Source organism: Pseudomonas sp. GM102, assembly GCF_000282555.1.
GTDB lineage: Bacteria > Pseudomonadota > Gammaproteobacteria > Pseudomonadales > Pseudomonadaceae > Aquipseudomonas.
Map to the genome: position 1 here is coordinate 1 of NZ_AKJB01000100.1, position 18,420 is coordinate 18,420.

11 protein-coding genes are annotated in these 18,420 nt (G+C 57.1%); 6 read left to right on the forward strand and 5 right to left on the reverse strand.

Translation table 11 applies throughout. The features are described from left to right. The 3 genes from PMI18_RS06345 to PMI18_RS06335 form a co-directional block, all read left to right on the forward strand. On the forward strand, positions 1–10,079 hold a 10,079-nt coding region (locus tag PMI18_RS06345; protein WP_007905096.1), incomplete at its 5' end, for a hemagglutinin repeat-containing protein. Positions 10,080–10,103: 24 nt separating this feature from the next. Continuing rightward, positions 10,104–10,400: a hypothetical protein gene (locus tag PMI18_RS06340; RefSeq protein ID WP_007905099.1), complete on the forward strand. Its 297-nt coding sequence runs from the start codon at positions 10,104–10,106 to the stop codon at positions 10,398–10,400. Between the two features lie 118 nt (positions 10,401–10,518). Next, positions 10,519–11,073, forward strand: coding sequence for a hypothetical protein (locus tag PMI18_RS06335; RefSeq protein ID WP_007905101.1), 555 nt, complete (start codon positions 10,519–10,521; stop codon positions 11,071–11,073). A 60-nt stretch (positions 11,074–11,133) separates the two neighbouring features. Here PMI18_RS06335 and PMI18_RS06330 read toward each other — a convergent pair whose 3' ends face one another. Both PMI18_RS06330 and PMI18_RS06325 read right to left on the reverse strand, forming a co-directional pair. Then, positions 11,134–11,406 (reverse strand): hypothetical protein, encoded by a 273-nt coding sequence (locus PMI18_RS06330; RefSeq protein WP_007905103.1) that lies wholly within the window; start codon positions 11,404–11,406, stop codon positions 11,134–11,136. Between the two features lie 331 nt (positions 11,407–11,737). Continuing rightward, entirely contained in the window at positions 11,738–12,472 is a 735-nt protein-coding gene (locus tag PMI18_RS06325) for a DUF899 domain-containing protein (protein WP_007905105.1), read from the reverse strand. A 201-nt stretch (positions 12,473–12,673) separates the two neighbouring features. On the opposite strand from PMI18_RS06325, the gene PMI18_RS06320 reads away from it, so the two are divergent. Further along, a complete protein-coding gene (locus PMI18_RS06320; RefSeq protein ID WP_007905110.1) occupies positions 12,674–13,066 on the forward strand; it encodes a hypothetical protein in 393 nt (130 codons plus the stop codon). A 120-nt stretch (positions 13,067–13,186) separates the two neighbouring features. Here the strand turns inward: PMI18_RS06320 and PMI18_RS06315 are convergent, their stop codons facing one another. The 3 genes from PMI18_RS06315 to PMI18_RS0129745 all read right to left on the reverse strand — a co-directional run bounded on the left by PMI18_RS06315 (position 13,187) and on the right by PMI18_RS0129745 (position 15,249). Beyond that, on the reverse strand, positions 13,187–14,056 hold the full coding sequence (locus PMI18_RS06315; protein ID WP_007905111.1) for a DUF6279 family lipoprotein: 870 nt from the start codon (positions 14,054–14,056) through the stop codon (positions 13,187–13,189). Between the two features lie 77 nt (positions 14,057–14,133). Then, a complete protein-coding gene (locus tag PMI18_RS06310) occupies positions 14,134–14,850 on the reverse strand; it encodes a TorF family putative porin (RefSeq protein ID WP_007905112.1) in 717 nt (238 codons plus the stop codon). Between the two features lie 210 nt (positions 14,851–15,060). Next, on the reverse strand, positions 15,061–15,249 hold the full coding sequence (locus PMI18_RS0129745; protein WP_017337097.1) for a hypothetical protein: 189 nt from the start codon (positions 15,247–15,249) through the stop codon (positions 15,061–15,063). A 351-nt stretch (positions 15,250–15,600) separates the two neighbouring features. Between PMI18_RS0129745 and PMI18_RS06305 the strand changes: the two genes are divergently transcribed. Together PMI18_RS06305 and PMI18_RS06300 are read left to right on the forward strand one after the other, a co-directional pair. After that, positions 15,601–16,437, forward strand: a complete 837-nt coding sequence (locus PMI18_RS06305) for a CvfB family protein (RefSeq protein WP_007905114.1) — start codon at positions 15,601–15,603, stop codon at positions 16,435–16,437. Between the two features lie 432 nt (positions 16,438–16,869). Then, positions 16,870–18,315: an NCS1 family nucleobase:cation symporter-1 gene (locus tag PMI18_RS06300; RefSeq protein ID WP_007905115.1), complete on the forward strand. Its 1,446-nt coding sequence runs from the start codon at positions 16,870–16,872 to the stop codon at positions 18,313–18,315. Positions 18,316–18,420: the final 105 nt, after the last annotated feature.

An 18,420-nucleotide genomic window follows, 5' to 3' on the forward strand; every position in this document is an offset into this window, starting at 1 on the left:
ACGAAGTGGTCGGCGGCAGCCCCAGCCAGTTGCGCGGTTATACCGAAGTGGCGGGGCAGTCGGCGCGGGTGATCGTCGCCAACCCCTACGGCATCAGTTGCAACGGTTGCGGCTTCATCAACACCCCGCGCGTGACATTGACCACCGGCAAACCGGTGCTGGACAACGGTCGGCTGGATCGCTTCCAGGTCGATCAGGGCAGCGTCTCCATTGACGGCGCCGGGCTCAACGCCAGCAACGTCGACCGCTTCGAAATCATCACCCGCAGCGCCAAGATCAACGCCGAGATTCAGGCCAGGAACCTGACCATCGTCGCCGGTCGTAATGACGTCAACGCCGACAGCCTCAACGCCACCGCCCGCGCCGATGACGGCAGCGCCAAACCGCAATTGGCCATCGACTCTTCGGCGTTGGGCGGCATGTACGCCGGAGCGATCAAACTGGTGGGCACCGAGGCCGGAGTCGGTGTGAAACTCGACGGCAACCTGGCCGCCAGTGGCGGGGATATCCAGCTCGATGCCAATGGACATCTCAGCCTTGCGCAAACGTCGGCCGCGGGCGCCGTCAACGTCAAAGCAGCGAGCCTCGAAGCCCGGGGACCGGTTTACGCCGGCACTGCGCTGAACGTGCAAACCCAAGGCAATCTGACCAACCAGCAAACCCTCGCCGCACGGGACAGCATCACGTTGAGTGCCGGCGGTGTGCTGAGCAACAACGGCATCATCGAGGCCGGGGTCAACGCCGACACCAGCCGCAACGCCAACGGTGATGTGAGCCTGAACGCGCAGAACCTCAACAACACCGGCAAGAGCGTGGTGGCCAGCCGTAATCTGACGGTCAATACCAGCCAGACCCTGAGCAACCAGAATGGCACGCTGAGCGTCGGGCAAACCGCCAACATCACCGCCGGGATCCTGGACAACCAGAGCAACGGGCGAGTGTCGAGCAGCGGCAACCTCAATCTCACGGCCAATCAGGTTCTCAACACTAAGGGGGTGATCACCAGTACCGGCAATCTCAACGCCACCCTCGGTCATCTGAACAACCGCAATGGCGAAGTCTCAAGTCTGGCCACCGCGACTCTGCGCATGGCCACTCTGGATAACGTGGCAGGACTGGTGAACGCCGGTCAGGGCTTGAGCATCACCGCCACCGGGGCGGTGAACAACCAGGGCGGCAAGCTGACCAGCCTCGACAGCCTGAACCTCAACGCCGGCACGGTCGATAACAGCGTCAAGGGCCGAATCGCCAGCAACAATGCCCTGACGGTCAATGTCAGCAGCCTCGACCAGCACGATGGCGGGCAACTCACCAGTGGCACGTCGCTGAGCCTGGATCTGAATCACGGCGAGCTGAACAACCAGAACGGTTTGATCAACGCCCCGGTGCTGGTGCTGAAAAACCTCCAGAAGGTCGATAACCGTAACGGCGAGATTTCCAGTGCCCAAGCCTTCACACTGGCGGCCGACAGCCTGGATAACAACAACGGCAAACTGCTCGGCAATCAGGCAGTGACCCTGCGTGTGCAGCAGGCGTTGACCAATATCAAAGGCTTGATCGCTGCGGCATACGTGGACGTACAGGCCGGTAGCCTGAACAACAACGGCGGCACCCTCACCAGTCGGGGCGACGTCGACCTTCAGGTTAACGGGGCGCTCGACAACCAGGACCAGGGGCTGATCAACGCCACCGCCACCCTGACCATCAACACCGCCAGTTTGAACAACCAAAACGTCGGTTCATTGCTGGGCAGCGCGATTACGATTGATTTCAGCGGTGCCATGGGCGACCTGAACAACGCCAACGGCCTGATCACCACCACAGGGCAACTGAGCATCCGCAACCTGCGGGACTTGAACAACCAGGGTGGTGAACTCTCCAGCAGCGAAAGCTACACGCTGACCGCGCGCAACCTGGACAACAGCGACGGCAAACTCATCAGCCGTCAGCAAATCGACCTCACCGCCGAGACCACCACCAACCTCAATGGCCTGATCTCCGGCTGGCAGGGGCTGAGTCTTCTGGGCGGCAGTCTCGACAACCGCAACCTCGGCACCTTGTCGAGCCGTAGCGGTGATGTGTTGGTGGACCTCACCGGGGCCGTGCGTAACAGCAGCGCCGGGGCGCTGGTCAGTAACGGCACGCTGAAGATCACGGCGGCCAGCCTCGACAACAGTAACCAAGGCATTCTTTCCAGTGGCGGTACGCAAACCTTCGTCATTACCGGGACACTAGATAACAGCCAGGGTGGCCTGATCGACAGTGGTGCCGGTCTGGACATCCAGGCCAAGACCCTTGATAACACCAACGCAACCATCCGCGCGCAAAAGGATATCGGCTTCACCGGCACCTACCTGGACAACAGCGCCGGCACATTGGCCGGCAATGGTGCCGTCACCCTTGACCTGCTCGGCACCCTGACCAATACCAACGGCAAACTGGCAAGCAACGGCCCGCTGGTTATTCAACGCGCGGTGCAGATCGACAACCAGCGTGGCCAACTGGTTAGCCAGGGTTTGTTGAGCCTGTTGACCGGTGGCCTCGATAACCGCGATGGCGGCACCCTCGCCGCGAACGATCAACTGACGCTCACGGCCAGTGGCGCCGTGCAAAACAGCGCGGACGGTTTGATCTTCAGCCGCGACGCCGGCCTGACGCTCAACGCCGCCAGCCTCGACAACGCCAAGGGCACTCTGCAAAGCCAGGGCGACCTGACCGTCGAAACTAGTGCTGCCATAGATAATCAGAGCGGACGCATTGTCGCCAAGGATGGCAACCTGGACATCACTGCCGCTAGCCTCGACAGCCGCGGCGGTGTGCTCTCCAGTCTGCAAGGTGCCTTCAGCAGCTACATCACTGGCGTACTGCTCAACGGCTATGACCTGAACAACAACCGCCAGGGCGGGATCATTCAGGCTCAGAGCCTGAACCTCACGGCACTGGCCGGCATCGATAACTACGGCGGACGCATCACCGCACAAACCGGTGACGCCATCGTCGACACCGGCACGAACGGCAACTTCGACAACCGCAATGGCGGTCTCTATGCCAAGGGCCGAGTCAGCGTCACCGGTAAAGACTTCGACAACAGCGGCGACAACGACGGGCAGATTGCCGGGCTACAGGTCGACCTGAGCCTGCGCGGCGCGTTGAACAACCGTTTGGGCATTATCGAAAGCGAAAACACCCTGACCATCACGGCGGCGAGCCTCGACAATCAGACCGGCCAACTGCGCGCATTGGGCGGTAATGGCAAAACCGCCTTCACCATCGGTGGCCTGTTCGACAACCGCAACGGCACCGTGGAGTCCGCGAACAGTAACCTGAGCCTCGGCGCCGGTAGTTTGCTGAACGTCGGCGGTAACGTGCTGCACGTCGGCACCGGCATCTTCGACATTGCCACCGGGCAACTGGGCAGTGCCGGCGGCAGCTTCGTCACTCGCGGTGGCCTGATCCTGACCGCTGACGGCTGGACCAACAGCAGCGTGATTCAGGCTGATCGGCTGACCGTCAACATCAACAATCTCAACCAGACGGCCAATGGTCAGCTCTTGGCTGTCAGCCAACTGAGCGGTAGCGGCAGCAACTGGAACAACGATGGTCTGATCGCCAGTGATGGCAACTTGAAGATCGACCTTGGCGGCACTTATTCGGGAAGCGGTCGGGTCAGCAGCCTGGGAACGCTCGGCCTGAGTGCAGCACAACTGAACCTCACCACGGCAGGCAGCATTGCCGGTGGGGGTGACACCACCGTGTCGGTGGGTGGTCAACTGAACAACGCCGGGCGCATGACTTCGGCTGCCAATCTGACCGTGAACGCCGGTGGCCTCTATAACTCGGGGACGCTGGGCAGTGGCCAAGGTCTGACTGTGACCACCGGCTCACTGGTTAACGATCACGGGCTGATCTTCAGCGGTGGCGCCATGAGCCTGCGGGTCAACGCGCTGAACAACAGCTACGCCAACATTTACAGCCTGGGCAATCTCACGATTGATCGTAATGGGCAAGGCGCCCAGGCCGCCAGCATAGTCAACAGCTCTGCGTCGATTCAAAGCGACGGAACCATGAGCCTGGCGGCGAGCACAATTCAGAACGTCCGCGCAGTACTGACCACCAAAAACCAAGGCATCTACACCGCCTCCATTACCAACACTGACTGCGCGATTTTGATCAACGCCGACTGCAGCGGCAAGCAGCACTATGCCTGGAAAATCGTGCAGCGCGATAAGTTTGAGGTCACCGAGGCCAGTGCCGCGTCCAGCATCACGGCGGGTGGGGACCTGAGCCTGACCGGTGGCGACCTGCTGAACCAGAGTAGCACCATCGCCACCGGCGGCAATCTGAGCGCTTCGCTGGTCAACCTGACCAACAGCGGCATCGAGACCGGCGAAACCGAAACCACCCGAGTATATCAATCCGAGCGAACCCGGAGTCCAGGTGGGTGGTTTAACGCGGCGAGTGCCTTTACTAACAAGTACTGGTACGAAAGCGGGGGCTATGACGCCAATGACCTGGGCGGTCTTGAGGCCGCAATGGCCAACTTTATTGGCACGACCGAAGGGGAGACTACGCAACTTCGCACGACCGAAAAACTTGCCTCCAGCGACCAAAGTTACGCCGCCGTGATCCAGGCTGCTGGCGCGGTCAACATCAACACCCAAAACAACATCGACAACAGCGTCGTCCGCCCCGGCTACACCTACGTGGGCAGCGGCCCGCGGACCGGCACGGGTGCATCGGGCAGCCAGTACTCCACCCGCATCACCCTGAACCAGCAACTACCGCCCAACCTGACGCAACAGCAAGTCAACCCGTTGAGTCTGCCCGGTTTCAGCCTGCCCACCGGCCAGAACGGCCTGTTCCGTTTGAGCCAGGAAGGCAGCACCAACCCGATCGGCACCGGCCCGCAGAGCTGGAACCTCACCGGCGCCACCGTCACCTCGTCCGCCAGTGCCCCTATCACCCTCAACCGCGTACAGGGCCTGCCGAGCAATGCCGGCAAATCCCAGCCGCACAAATACCTGATCGAAACCAACCCGGTGCTCACCAACCTCAAGCAATTCATGAGCTCGGATTACCTGCTGTCCAACCTCGGTTACGACCCGGACACCAGCGCCAAACGCCTGGGCGACGGGCTCTACGAACAGCGCCTGATTCAACAGGCGGTGGTCGCTCGTACCGGCCAGCGTTTCATCGATGGCCAGACCTCCGACGAGGGCCTGTTCAAATACCTGATGAACAATGCCATCGCCAGCAAAACGGAGCTCAATCTGTCACTGGGCGTCAGCCTGACCTCCGAGCAAGTCGCGGCCCTGACCCACGACATTGTCTGGATGGAAAACGCCGAAGTGAACGGCGAAAAAGTCCTGGTGCCGGTGCTGTACCTGGCCAACGCCAACAACCGCCTGGCGGCCAACGGTGCGTTGATCCAGGGCAACGACGTAACCCTGATCGCCGGCAAAGACCTGAACAACGCCGGCACCTTGAAAGCCACCAACAACCTGTTGGCCACTGCCGCCAACGATCTGGTCAGCAGCGGTCTGGTGGAGGCTGGCAATCGCCTCGACCTGCTGGCGACCAACAATCTGACCAACAAGGCCGGCGGCGTCATCGCCGGTCGTGATGTCTCGCTGACCGCCACCCGCGGCGACGTGATCAACGAACGCACCGTCACCACTCACGAAAGCGGCAGCGGCTATCGCACCGAGCGCACCGACTTCGTCGACAACGCCGCCCGCATCGAAGCCGGAAACTCGCTCACGCTCAACGCCGGACGCGATATCAACAACGTTGGTGGCGTGCTGAAAAGCGGGGCTGACACCACGATCACTGCCGGTCGCGACGTCAACCTCACTTCAGCCGAGCAGATCGTCATCGGCGAGCGCGGTCGGCATCGTGATCAGACCATCACCCAATATGGCTCAGATATTGATGTAGGGCAGGACCTGAAGGTCAATGCCGGACGGGATATCACCGCTATCGCCAGCCAGATCGACGCCAAGCGGGATGTGAGCATGAGCGCTGTCGGCGATTTGACCCTGGCCTCGGCGGCGGATGAGCAGCACTCGTATAGCAAGAGTAAGAAAGTTACCAGTCAGGAGGATCATGTCAGTCAGGTGTCTACGACGGTCACTGCGGGGGGCAGTGTCGCCCTTAATGCAGGCAAGGATCTTGGCCTGATTGCCAGTCGGGTGAGTGCGGGGGATGAGGCCTATTTGTTTGCGGCCAATAACCTGACGCTGCAGAGCGCAGAAGACAGTGATTACAGCTTCTACAGCAAAACCAAGAAAAGCTCCTCGGGCAAGAAGAGTCGACTCGACGAGGTAGCCAGTACCACCAATATCGCCAGCGCAGTGACCTCCGGCGCTAACACCACCCTGCTGGCCGGTAACGACGTGCTGGTCAAAGGCAGCGAGATCGCAGCCGATAAAGGCGGAGTGCAACTGGTGGCTGGCAACGACATCCAGATCGTTGCGGTCACTGATTCGAACAGCGCCCGCCATGAAAGCAGCTCCAGTAAAAGCAGCTGGGGTGGCTTGAAGTCGAGCAAGGTCAAGGATCAGGTTTCTGAGACGCAAACCACTGCTGTCGGTAGTGTGATCTCGGGTAATACCGTGGATGTCGCGGCTCGTCGTGACGTAACGGTGACCGGGTCGTCATTGGTCAGCACTCAAGACCTTAAGGTTACAGCGGGGCGTGATCTGACCATTGATGCAGCGGAAAATACGTTTACCCGTAGCGAACTGCACAAGGAAAAGAACCGGGACCTGACGGGCGTACTCACTGCCAATAACCTTGGCGTGGACGACATCACCGGTAATCAGCACCTGTCGATTAGCAGGCAGAACCATACCGGCAAGTCATCCCAAACTACGTTGGCCGGTAGCACCATTGGGTCCAGCGCTGGGAACGTCAGTCTGTCTGCGGGACGCAATCTTGGGGTCATTGCCAGTGATCTGGTCAGTACTCAAAACATGACCCTTAATGGCTCGAACGTGACCATTGCCGCAGGCATGGAAAGCGCGAATCAGAGCAGCACCGACAAATCCAGCAGTCTCGCTGTTGGGCGAGTAATCGGGGGGGCTGTCGTCGATACTGCCAATAGCATCCGCGCGGCAGTTAAAGCGGCCAACGATGCCGACGATCCTCGACTCAAAGCGGTGAAGCTGGCTCAGGCGGCGCTGGCGGCCTACAACCTCAATGGAATGGCATCCCAGACTGCCGGAGAGAGTTCGGGTTTCAAAGACAAACAAGGTGGAGCTGCCAGCAACGGTTCGTTGATAAAAATTGGTACAGAACTCGCCAATACTCATAGCAAAAGTACCAGCGAGTACACCAGCCAGACCGCCAAGCAAAGCACGCTCAACGCCGGTAAAGACCTCTCCATCACCGCTGCAGGTAATGGAGCAGGATCCCTTGGTGATATTCATATCGTGGGTAGTAGCCTGAAGGCAGCGAATACCCTGTTGCTAGCAAAGAACGACATCACCCTTGAGAGTGCGCGTAACACCGCAGACTGGACCAACAACAGTACCAACAACAAAACCAGCATTGGCGCCAGTTTCAATATCGGCCAACAAAATGGCTTCACCCTGGACCTAGGAGCGCAGATTGCCAAAAGCATGGGGACTGGGAGTTCAGTCACCCAAGTCAACAGTACGCTGGACACTGGATCGCTGTTGTTGCGTAGCGGCAACGACACCACCCTGGCTGGTGCTCAGGTGCGTGCTGACAGTATCCAGGCGTTGATCGATGGCAACTTAAATATCATTTCTCGTCAGGACAGCGAGACACAGAAAAACAAGCAAGGCAGCGGCGGTTTCGGCGCCAGCATTTGTATTCCTCCCTTCTGCTATGGCTCGACGGTGGCAGCGTCTGCAAACCTTGCCGCGGGCAATATGAGCAGTGAATACAAGCAGGTGACCGACCAGAGTGGTCTATTTGCCGGCACGGGTGGTTACAGCCTTGATGTTGGCAAAAACACCACACTACAAGGCGCGGTTATTGCGAGCCAAGCCTCTGCCGACAAGAACCTGCTTATCACCGACCGGTTGATCGTCAGTGACATCAAGAATGTCAGCGAGATCAACAGCCAATCTGCTGGAGTGAGCGTCTCCGGCAGCTACGGTGGCGGAGCAGCAAGTGCATCAGTGGGCGGTTTGTCTGGTATTGCGCTGGAAGAGTCTGATCACAGCAAAACCCGCAGTGCGGTCAGCGAAGGCACGATCATTGTGCGCAACGCCGAGGGTGCAAATGATCTGATCGGCCTGAATCGCGACACCGCAAATGCCAACGAGACGCTTGATAAGCCTGACCAAAAAGCCATGGAAGAACGCATGGAGCTTGTAAGAAGCTCCATGGAACTGGTTAAAGGTGTCGGTGACGCCATTACTGCGGCAAAAATCAAAGAAGCTAACGATCCCGATAGCGAAACATCAAAAGCTGCACGTCAGAAGTTGCTCGACAACGGGGTAGTCAATCCGAGTAACGAGCAGGTCGCCAAACAGGTTCAGAGTGATTACGGGGTCGGCAGCAGTTTCCAGAAAGCCAACCAAGCGGTGACGGCCATCGTTCAAGGGCTGATCGGCGGAAATATCGGCGGTGCTCTGGCGGGCGCTGCTGCGCCTTATCTGGCGCAAACGGTCAAGGACATGACGGATGGGGACGGAACAGCCAATTTAATGGCCCATGCGGTTTTGGGCGCAGTGATCGCGAGAGCAGGTGGTAATTCGGCGTTAGCGGGGGCTGCTGGCGCTGTCGTCGCCGAGGAAACTGCACGACTGATCAGGGAAGAGCTTTATGGTGGACTCAGCAACGAACAGCTGACGCAAGAGCAAAAGCAAACAATCTCTGCATTGGCCACATTGGCAGCCGGGATTGCGGGTTCAGTCACAGGCAAGGATGCGTTATCTGCTGTGGCATCGGCTCAGGTCGGGAAGAATGCGGTAGAAAACAATTTTCTTAGCCCGGCCGACCAGACGTTGCTGGATCAACTTCGGCAACAGCGGTTGGGCGGGGATACTCGCGTTTCGGTTGCTCAGAAACTGGTCGCGTTGGATAAGCTGGATCAAATCTCAAATGCACTGATGGAACGCTATCGTCTGCATCCTGAGGCGATGTCCGATGCTGACAAGGCTCAGCTCAACAACTATCTGCAGGAATATACCTACGCACTGATCAATGCTTATGGGCCAGAGGTAGCACAAGCAAAAATTGATGCGCTAACAAGGAGCGGGCCGTTAAAGCAAAGCGATACTGTCGCCTATGCGAGCTACAGTGCAGAAAAGCAGGCTTCGCTGGATAGACTGTACCCAGGTGGACTCGTTGAGCAGATGAGTCGCCCGCGGAGTCAAAACGAGCAGCTTTATCTCGACTCCCTTGGCACGCTACGCATCAATCAGAACTACCAGGCGCTTGCTGATGTAGGCACTCCCGCGCTGTATGTGATGAGCGGTAGCTTGGGGCTGGGTATACGTCTGGTCGCTGCTGAAAGTGGGGCACTTCAGATCGTGTACGGTGGAGTGCAAGCCTACAATGGCGACACGTGGGCTGCGGCCGGCAACATAGTGATGGGCGCTCTGAACATTGCTGGTTCAGGGGTGAATGGGGTTTTGAAGGGGGGCGGCGGGGTTGTTGTTCCAGAAAGTAATTGGGGGAAATACTCTACCCTTATCGATGAGAAAGTAACTGTTGTTCCTAAAAGTGAGAGCGTTCCTGGGTGGATTAAAGAAAGCTTTCTTGATTCCAATTACCGGACGGTTGTGACAAGCGAAGATATTACTGTATACCGTGTTTACGGTGGGAATGCCCAGGCAGATGGCGCTTTTGTTTCGACAAGTCCTGCAGGAAATCGGATTCAGGCAAAAATAGATGCGGCTTTATTACCGGAGTGGAAAAATACACGAATATTTGAAGCAGAAATTGTAATTCCCAAAGGTACTCAGTTGAATATAGGAAAGGTCGCACCTCAGACTATAAGTTCAACAGGTACGATTTTGGAAGGTGGGGCTGATCAATTACTCATGCCTCAAGGCTGGCCTAAAGAGTGGATTAAAAGCACGCGTGACGTGAAGCCATAATACAAGTGACGGAGGTCTTTATTTATGAGTGATCAGATGACTGATTTAAAAAGTCAGATAGAAATATCAATTGATGCAATGGAGTTGCAGTTGAAGTCGTCAGGAGAGGTTGTTGTGACTAAATATCTTGAAAAATACCAAAAAGCCCTCAAAGCATTCGATTCGGGATCACCAGAATATTTGGAAAAGTGTCTGAGGGCGCTTTTGAATTGTGCTCGAGGCTATATGGAGTTTTCTAGTAGTTATGATCAGGTCTTTCTTCGCGAAATGTGGGAGACTGAAAATATTATCAAGAAAAGTTTGCCTGATGAGAGTGGTTAAGCGTAATGGAATATAATAGTTGTTTTTCTTGGAGTGGTATTGTGGGTAAATAAAGCTGCTTGTTTTCAGAGAAAGTTTTTTGTCAGCCTGAGAGTTGGTTTAATAAGGATATCCGTCGATGAAGAAAATAATACTACTGACCCTGATTCTCACATTACCGGGCTGCCATTCCAACGTCAGGGACTCTTCCCCTAGCCTACTGAAAGACGGTGTCCAGATGCACCAGAACAAGGTGACAGTCGATGCGCAGCACGCCAAGGTCATCATGAAAGCCTCAGGTAACACTTCTCCGGTGGAGTTCGCGATCAGGCGCGCAGCGGATCCTGACCAGCGTATGGAGGTGCTTGGAACCGTGGTGGATTCAGGCCAAGGGAAGGTGTTCGGCTGGATCGCCAAACTTAACGAAGTGGCCAACAGCGCCACGCTTAAACGCTTCCCACAGCTGGAAGTACAGGCCGATGCCGATCAGCCGTTCCAGGTGTCGGGTTATTCAAAGGGTGGGGGAGTCGGGAATGCTTACAGCTGCGGTCCGCTCAAAACCACTTTCACACCGGAAAGAAGCAAGGTCTATTTGGTGGAGTTCCAGTTTGTTGGTAGCCGCTGTGAGCAGCATATCTACGATATAACGCAGCCTCAGCAGCGCATTCCCGTGACGAGCATGCCTTCTGCGTAAGGCTCATTTATTTGTATTCCCTATGTAAATCGGGCGGCCCATAGGTCGCCCGTTTTTCATTCACTCCGCAGCCTGCGACCGCAACCGTCGACCAATCACATCCATCAAATCACAGCCATCACGCAGTGGTATGGCCAGCAGTTTTGAAAAGTCGGAAAGCACCACCGTGTCGCAGCCGATTTCTGCGCGAAAGGCGATGTTTTCCAGTACCTGAGTGACCGTGCGAATGCGGTAGTCAGCCATGGCTTGCAGGACGTCTAGCGGGGCTTGGGTGTCGATGAGCAGGGAGGCCGGGATCAGGTCGATTCCGGTGAGGGGCATGTATCTATCCATGGGTGGAGCCTCTTGTCATTAATGAGGACTCTCTGTGGTCGGGTCGCCAAACCCGGTCGCCATTTGGGCGACGGGCGGACTATAAGCTTCATCGTTCCAGCGGTGCAAGGTGCCTGTTTCCGAGGTTGTTGTAGGGCATTTGCCCCAGTTGCGGTCAGTCAATCGGACGCAACCTACAGAACACCGCGCAACTTTGTGTGCGAGCCTGCTCGCGATAGCGGTGCATCAGTCGACATCCATGTTGAATGTTAGTCAGTCATCGCGGGCAAGCCCGCTCCCACAGGGGATTGGTGGTGTTCACGGATGCTGTGACCAACCCGGATCAAGCAATCTACCCCCCATGACAGCAACTGGCCGGTGCCTTGTCCTCATACCGATCGTGATGCCGCACCCAGTCCATAATCTCCTCTTCATTACGCCCCTTGGGCGTGAGGTCCAGATAGTTATAGGCACCCACCAGCAAATCCAAACCTCGGGCATACGTTGAATAGGTGTGAAAAATCTCCCCCGCTTCATTGCGATAAAACACGCTGAGCCCTGGGAGTTCTTCTTCGGCGCCGTCGGTTTTTTCGTAGTTGTAGGTAGCTTTTCCAGCGGCGACGTCTTCGGCCCGGGCGCTGACGCCGAAGTCGTAGTTGAAGTCGCAACCTTCGGACGACACCCAGTCGAATGTCCAGCCCATGCGCCGTTTGAAAGGCTGGAATTCGGCGAACGGTGCGTGGGAAACCGCGACCACGGCCACGTCGTGATGGGCCAAGTGTTGGTTGGCGCCGTCGATGTGGTCGGAGAGGAACGAGCAACCCGGGCAGCCTTCGTCCCAGCCAGCGGCGAACATGAAGTGATAGATGATTAATTGGCTGCGGCCGCCGAACAGGTCGGCCAGGCTCAGTTCGCCGTTGGGGCCCTGGAAGCGGTAGGGTTTGTCGATTTTCACCCAGGGCAGGGCGCGGCGTTCGGCGCTGAGTTTGTCTCGTTCCTTGGTGAAGGCTTTTTCGTGGGCCAGGTGTTGTTTGCGGGCGGCAAGCCATTCTTCCCGGGACACGACCGGATGATTCTGAATGTTCATGGTGATTTCTCCTGCATGCTTTGGCGAAAGTCGATCCGCGCAGAGGGGTAAACCGTCTTACACAGCCTAGTCGTTTGGCCTGTGCCCTATTCGACATACCGCCGGTCGGTAGGGCGAAATACCTCGGCTGAACGGCCGCCCTCCCTGTCGGTCACAACCTATGAAGGCCATTTCTCTCGCGGGCACTGGAGGTTGATCAGGATGACGACTTATAACTGGGATTTGATTGAACGCTTGCTGCATGAAGTGCAGAACGGCGCTGGCCATAGCTTCACTCCACGGCCTTATGCCGAACAGTATGCGGCGGCGAAAGCTGCTGCGGGTGAGCCGTTTGAGAACCTGGATCACCTGAAAACGGTGGCTGGTGAGTACGAAAAATTACTGCTGCTGCGGGGCTATATCGAGCCTCGGCCAGAAGATCAGGGCGGCAATGGCGAGAACTACATTTTGACGCCTCGGGGCTCGAGTTTGTTGAGCCTGATCGACAGCAGCATTCCGGGTAATGAGCATCCGCGCGAGGTGCTGGATGAACAGGAAGATGCGCTGGAGGAGCTGACGTTTGATGACGTGGCGTCGAAGGCGCAGATTGCTTGATAGCGTAAACAGCTTCGCGGGCAAGCCTCGCTCCTACGGGTTTTGTGTTGTTCACAAAATGTGTGAACGACGCTTATCCGTAGGAGCGAGGCTTGCCCGCGAAGCTTTTATCTTTAGAACCTATACCTTCCGCGCCGCTTTCAGGCATTTCAAATCAGTGAAATCCTTGCGCACGCCTTCAATCTTCTGCAGCAACCGTTCACGCTGAACCGGTGTGCTCTCGGCCATCACGTCCACCAGCAACGCTCGAGCCTGGGCTTCGGTGTTGGCGTAGGCCTCGCGGTAAGCTGGCGTCCACAAACTCTCGCGATTCACCAGAAGTGTCTCGATTCGTTGTGGGAATTCTGGACTCTGCCGCTGCGCGACTGCTGCGCTGAATTGCCGTTGCCAATGGGCGCGGTTGGCGATCCATTGCTTGTTCTGATCACCCAAGGCATTCGACCAAGCCATTACCCGTTGCAGTTGGGTTGGGTTGAGCGGGCCGAGCCAGTCATTCAGGCGTTTCTCCATGCGCTTGCTCCGCTCGTTGATCTGTTGCTCCAGAGACGGCTTGAGGTAGGCCTCCTGGCGTTTACGCTGGTCCTTGGTGAAGGCGTCGTTCATTTCAGCGACTTGCTTGTCATCAAGGCCCTGCAACAGCTCGATGGCCGACGGGGTGATTTCCCGGGCGGTTTCGGCGATGGCCTGTTTGGCTTCCTGGCTGCGGGTTTGCAGTGCGGCGTCGGTGATCTGGTTCGCTTCGACCATGGCCTGTAAACGATCCAGCCAGTCGAGGTAGCCGGGCAATTGCGTGGTGCAGTGCCAGCTCAAGTGCTCTTTGAGGCGCTCGTTGAACCAGTCTTTTTGTTCGTGGTTCATTTCCAGGTAGTCGCTGAGCGTCCAGGGAATGATCACGTCGAGATTGCGGTAAGCCAGGCCCACGCGGCTGCACGCGGCGACAGTTAGACTGAGGGTGATGATGACGCCGAGCTGTTTCCACCAGTGCGACATGGCGAGTCCTTGCGAAGACCTGGTTTCTTTATGGGTTCTTTTATGTGATCGCAGGATCAGCCTGGCAGTTCAGCCGATTAATAGAAGCTGTGCGCAGCTTTGAGGGTAACCAGACCGTCGCACTCGCTATTGTGGCCGGAGTAAGCGGAACAATCGCTGCCGCTCAGGTTTGAATCACTGTAGATCAAGTCCAGATCGATGCCCATGAACGGCCGGGACAATTTCACTGACCAGTCGGTAAAGCTGCCTACATACCCATCGTCGACGGACACCGGCGTGTTGAGTTGGTGAGTGGTGTATTTCAGGCTGATCCCGATGCCGAACGGCTGGTTGCCACTGAGGTCGGCGAACAGGGTGCTGTTCTGTTTGTCGGGGTCGTTGCTGAAGGCCGCGCCGAAGCGACTGCCCAGCAGGGTCAGGCCGCCGAACAGCTCCTGGCTGTCGAGGGTGTCCGCTTTCGGGTAGCTGTAACGGATCATGCCCACTTCGTAGCCGAGGGATTGATCGAAGGGCTGTTTAAAACCCATGTAGGAATCGACTTCAAGGTTGCTGGATGGGCTCAGCCCCATGCTGGGGGACCATTGACCCACATAGAAGCCGCTGTCGTGGCTCAGGTCGAGGCCACCGTGGAACGAGCCGGTCGTCGAGGGCTTGACCAGCCCTTGGGCCATGCTGCGGCTGGGGGTGGTGGCGAGTTTGAGATCGAAGTCGCCCAGTTCGCGCTGGAAGACTTGCGCATTGGCGTCTGAACACCACAGCACGCTGCAGAGCAGGAAAAAAGAGGGCTTGAGCATGCGTCACTCCATGAACAGCGAGGAGCAGGTCCTTGAAACCTACTGAAACGCTTGATCTAGACGTGTGCAAGCATACCGGCGAATGCTCGGCATCGAGGGCCGTTCGTCGATTTTTGAAATATTGATTTGTTTGATGGGGTATTGCGGGAGGGTTCCAGTCCAAGCGCTTCGAAGCTCAAAGCGCTTACGGACCAGTTAACGCGGGGGAAATTACTTTTTGCCCAGCGTGATCTGCTTGGACGGGCCGAACGTCTGGCCGCTGACGCCTTTGGCAATTTGCTGGATCTCTCCGCCGGACTTGAGGAACGCAGCGATCTGGTTGTTGATCGATTCGCTGGTTTCAACGGCTGGAGCTGGCTTTGCTTTGCTGTTGGATGCTTTTACACGCATGGCGGCCATTAACCTGTAGAAATTAACTTGGCCAGGCATCGTACAGGAAATACTTGACAATTGCTTGGTAAATATCCTCCCGAAATACACCTCGGTGAAACGCAATTTATCGCAAGTTATTATTCGCAATGTTCCCCTAAGCTGCTGTTTTAACTAAGAACCCAAGTGAAGAACAAGCGCTTTTCGGATGAGCTGGTGAGGGGGATGACCAGCCGAACGGCCTGACGAGCGGCCAAACGCACACGTCAAAACCCAGGAAAATTAAGGCCTTCCGCGGATTTTCTTGCGCCACCGGGCCGGCCGCGAAACGCCGCCCGCAAAACCGGGTAGAATGCCGCCCACGCAATGAGGGTATTGGACATGGCTTTAGTCGGGCGCTACAACAGTTTGCAAGTGGTTAAACACACTAACTTCGGTTTATATCTGGACGGTGGCGCGGATGGCGAAATCCTCCTGCCTAATCGTTATATTCCCAAAGATATTCCCAGCGAAGATGAAGACTGGCTCAACGTTTTTGTTTATCTGGACAGCGATGACAAACTTATCGCCACCACCGAAAAGCCAAAAGTTCAGGTCGGTGAATTCGCCAGTTTGAAAGTCGTTGAAGTCAACAGCATCGGCGTGTTCCTGGATTGGGGTTTGCCGAAGGATCTGCTGCTGCCGTATTCCGAAGAAAAGCGCCAGATGACGGCCGGCGAGTATGTCGTGGTGCACGTCTACCTCGACAAACACACGCGACGCATCACCGCGACGGCACGTCTGGATCGCTACCTGGACAAGTCCCCGGCCAACTACACGCCTGGTCAGGAAGTTGATTTGCTGGTGGCCGAAGCGACCGATATGGGCTTCAAGGCAATCATCAACAACAAGCACTGGGGGCTGATCCACAAGAACGAAATCTTCAAGTTCATGCGCGCCGGTAAAGAAGAGAAGGGCTTTATCAAAGAAGTCCGCGCCGACGGCAAGATCAGCCTGAGCTTGCAACCGGTGGGCGAGGAAGCCGCCACCAGCCTGAACTCGAAGATTCTTGCCAAGTTGCGCGACAACAACGGCACTCTGCCCGTCAGCGACAAGAGCGACCCGACGCTGATCAGCAGTATGTTCGGCGTCAGCAAGGGCAACTTCAAAAAGGCCATCGGTGCGTTGTACAAGAACGGCCAGATCGTCATTCACGCTGATCGTATCGAGCTCAGCTGACCTTACGCCGGCCCCTGTAGGAGCTGCCGCAGGCTGCGATCTTTTGATCTTGATCTTTTTTACAGTCAAAAGATCGCGGCCTGCGGCAGCTACTACGGTACGCGTCGGGTGCAAACACCCGGGCTCACCACAAATCCAATGTGGGAGCGAGCCCGCTCGCGATTGACTGCGCAGTAGTCCCCCATCTCTTTGTATACATAACGTCCTGCACCGTTTGCAGGCGCTGACGCCCTGTTCATGGGCATTATCACCCCCTCTACGTCTTAAAGGCTTTGCTCTGAACAGAGTTTAAGGCCTGATTTGTCGCATTTTTCGAACGTATGGCACGCATTCTGCGTAGCAACTCGTATACAAACCATGCAGGCTCCCGTACGCAGTGTGGTCGCCACATCAATCTCGGGGGCCGCGCCTGTACTTTCGAGGAGCCCTGCGATGACCGAGCAATTGCCCAACGGCTACAGCCCACGCCTGTATAACCAGGACCTGGGGCCGCTGCCGCAGAAATGGAATTGGTACAACATCTTTGCCTTCTGGATGAGTGACGTGCACAGCGTCGGCGGCTATGTATTCGCCGCCAGCCTGTTTGCGCTTGGGCTGGCCAGTTGGCAGGTATTGATTGCGTTGCTGGGCGGGATTTGCATCGTGCAATTGATTGCCAACCTGGTGGCCAAGCCGAGTCAGCAAGCCGCGGTGCCGTACCCGGTGATTTGCCGACTGGCATTCGGTGTGTTCGGGGCGAATATTCCTGCGGTTATCCGCGGCCTGATCGCGGTGGCCTGGTACGGGATTCAGACGTACCTGGCGTCCAGTGCCCTGATCATTGTCGTGCTGCGCTTTTTTCCTTCAATGGCGGCCTACGCCGAACCGCACTTTGCCGGTTTGTCTTATCTCGGCTGGTTCGGTTTCCTCAGCCTGTGGTTCGTCCAGGCGCTGGTGTTCTGGACTGGCATGGAGTCGATCCGCCGCTTCATCGACTGGGCTGGGCCGGTGGTCTACGGCGTGATGTTCCTGCTCGCCGGCTGGATCGTCTGGCAGGCCGGCTGGAGCAACATTAGCTTCACCCTGGCGGAAAAATCCCTGTCTGGCTGGGAAGCTTTCGGTCAAGTGATCGTGGCAACGGCATTGGTGGTGTCGTACTTTTCCGGTCCGACCCTGAACTTCGGCGATTTCAGTCGCTACTGCCGCAGCATGAGCGACGTGCGGCGTGGCAATTTCTGGGGCCTGCCGGTGAATTTTCTGGCGTTCTCGCTGGTGACCGTGGTGATCGTTTCCGGCACCTTGCCGGTATTCGGTGAAATGCTTCACGACCCGATCGCCACCGTGGCGCGCATCGACAACAGTGTAGCGGTGCTGCTCGGCGCCTTTGCCTTCGTCACGGCGACCATTGGCATCAATATCGTCGCCAACTTCGTATCCCCGGCGTTTGACTTCGCCAATGTCGCCCCGAGCAGAATCAGCTGGCGCGCCGGCGGCATGATCGCCGCCGTGGCTTCGATTTTCATCACCCCGTGGAACCTGTTCAACAACCCCGAAGTGATTCACTACACCCTCGACGTGCTGGCGGCGTTCATCGGCCCGCTGTTCGGGATTCTGCTGGTGGATTACTACCTGATCAAAAAGCAGCAGATCGACGTCGATGCGTTGTTCAACGACGGCCCGAGCGGACGTTATTACTACAGCGGCGGGATCAACTGGACGGCGGTCAAGGCGTTGATTCCGGCCACCCTGATGGGCGTTGCGATCACCTTCATTCCGGTCCTGCAGCCGATGGCCAACTTCGCCTGGTTTACCGGCTGCTTCCTTGGCGGCGTCCTGTACTTCGCGCTGGCCAAGCGCGAGCAGGCACAGCAGTCGGCGGCGCTGGTCGTAGCGGGATGACGCAAGCGGCGATTTAAAGGTCTTTTGCAGACACCTTTTTCTGTCCATCTGGTTAATAATCGACGGCATAATTTTTCGCCCCGCCACTCTGTTCAGCAAGAAGGT

What these genes read in the sequence shown, in the direction of transcription:
- PMI18_RS06340 (WP_007905099.1), top strand. Translation starts at nt 10,104, where the DNA reads ATGAGTGATCAGATGACTGATTTAAAAAGTCAGATAGAAATATCAATT.
- PMI18_RS06335 (WP_007905101.1), top strand. Translation starts at nt 10,519, where the DNA reads ATGAAGAAAATAATACTACTGACCCTGATTCTCACATTACCGGGCTGC.
- PMI18_RS06330 (WP_007905103.1), bottom strand. Translation starts at nt 11,406, where the DNA reads ATGGATAGATACATGCCCCTCACCGGAATCGACCTGATCCCGGCCTCC.
- PMI18_RS06325 (WP_007905105.1), bottom strand. Translation starts at nt 12,472, where the DNA reads ATGAACATTCAGAATCATCCGGTCGTGTCCCGGGAAGAATGGCTTGCC.
- PMI18_RS06320 (WP_007905110.1), top strand. Translation starts at nt 12,674, where the DNA reads ATGACGACTTATAACTGGGATTTGATTGAACGCTTGCTGCATGAAGTG.
- PMI18_RS06315 (WP_007905111.1), bottom strand. Translation starts at nt 14,056, where the DNA reads ATGTCGCACTGGTGGAAACAGCTCGGCGTCATCATCACCCTCAGTCTA.
- PMI18_RS06310 (WP_007905112.1), bottom strand. Translation starts at nt 14,850, where the DNA reads ATGCTCAAGCCCTCTTTTTTCCTGCTCTGCAGCGTGCTGTGGTGTTCA.
- PMI18_RS0129745 (WP_017337097.1), bottom strand. Translation starts at nt 15,249, where the DNA reads ATGGCCGCCATGCGTGTAAAAGCATCCAACAGCAAAGCAAAGCCAGCT.
- PMI18_RS06305 (WP_007905114.1), top strand. Translation starts at nt 15,601, where the DNA reads ATGGCTTTAGTCGGGCGCTACAACAGTTTGCAAGTGGTTAAACACACT.
- PMI18_RS06300 (WP_007905115.1), top strand. Translation starts at nt 16,870, where the DNA reads ATGACCGAGCAATTGCCCAACGGCTACAGCCCACGCCTGTATAACCAG.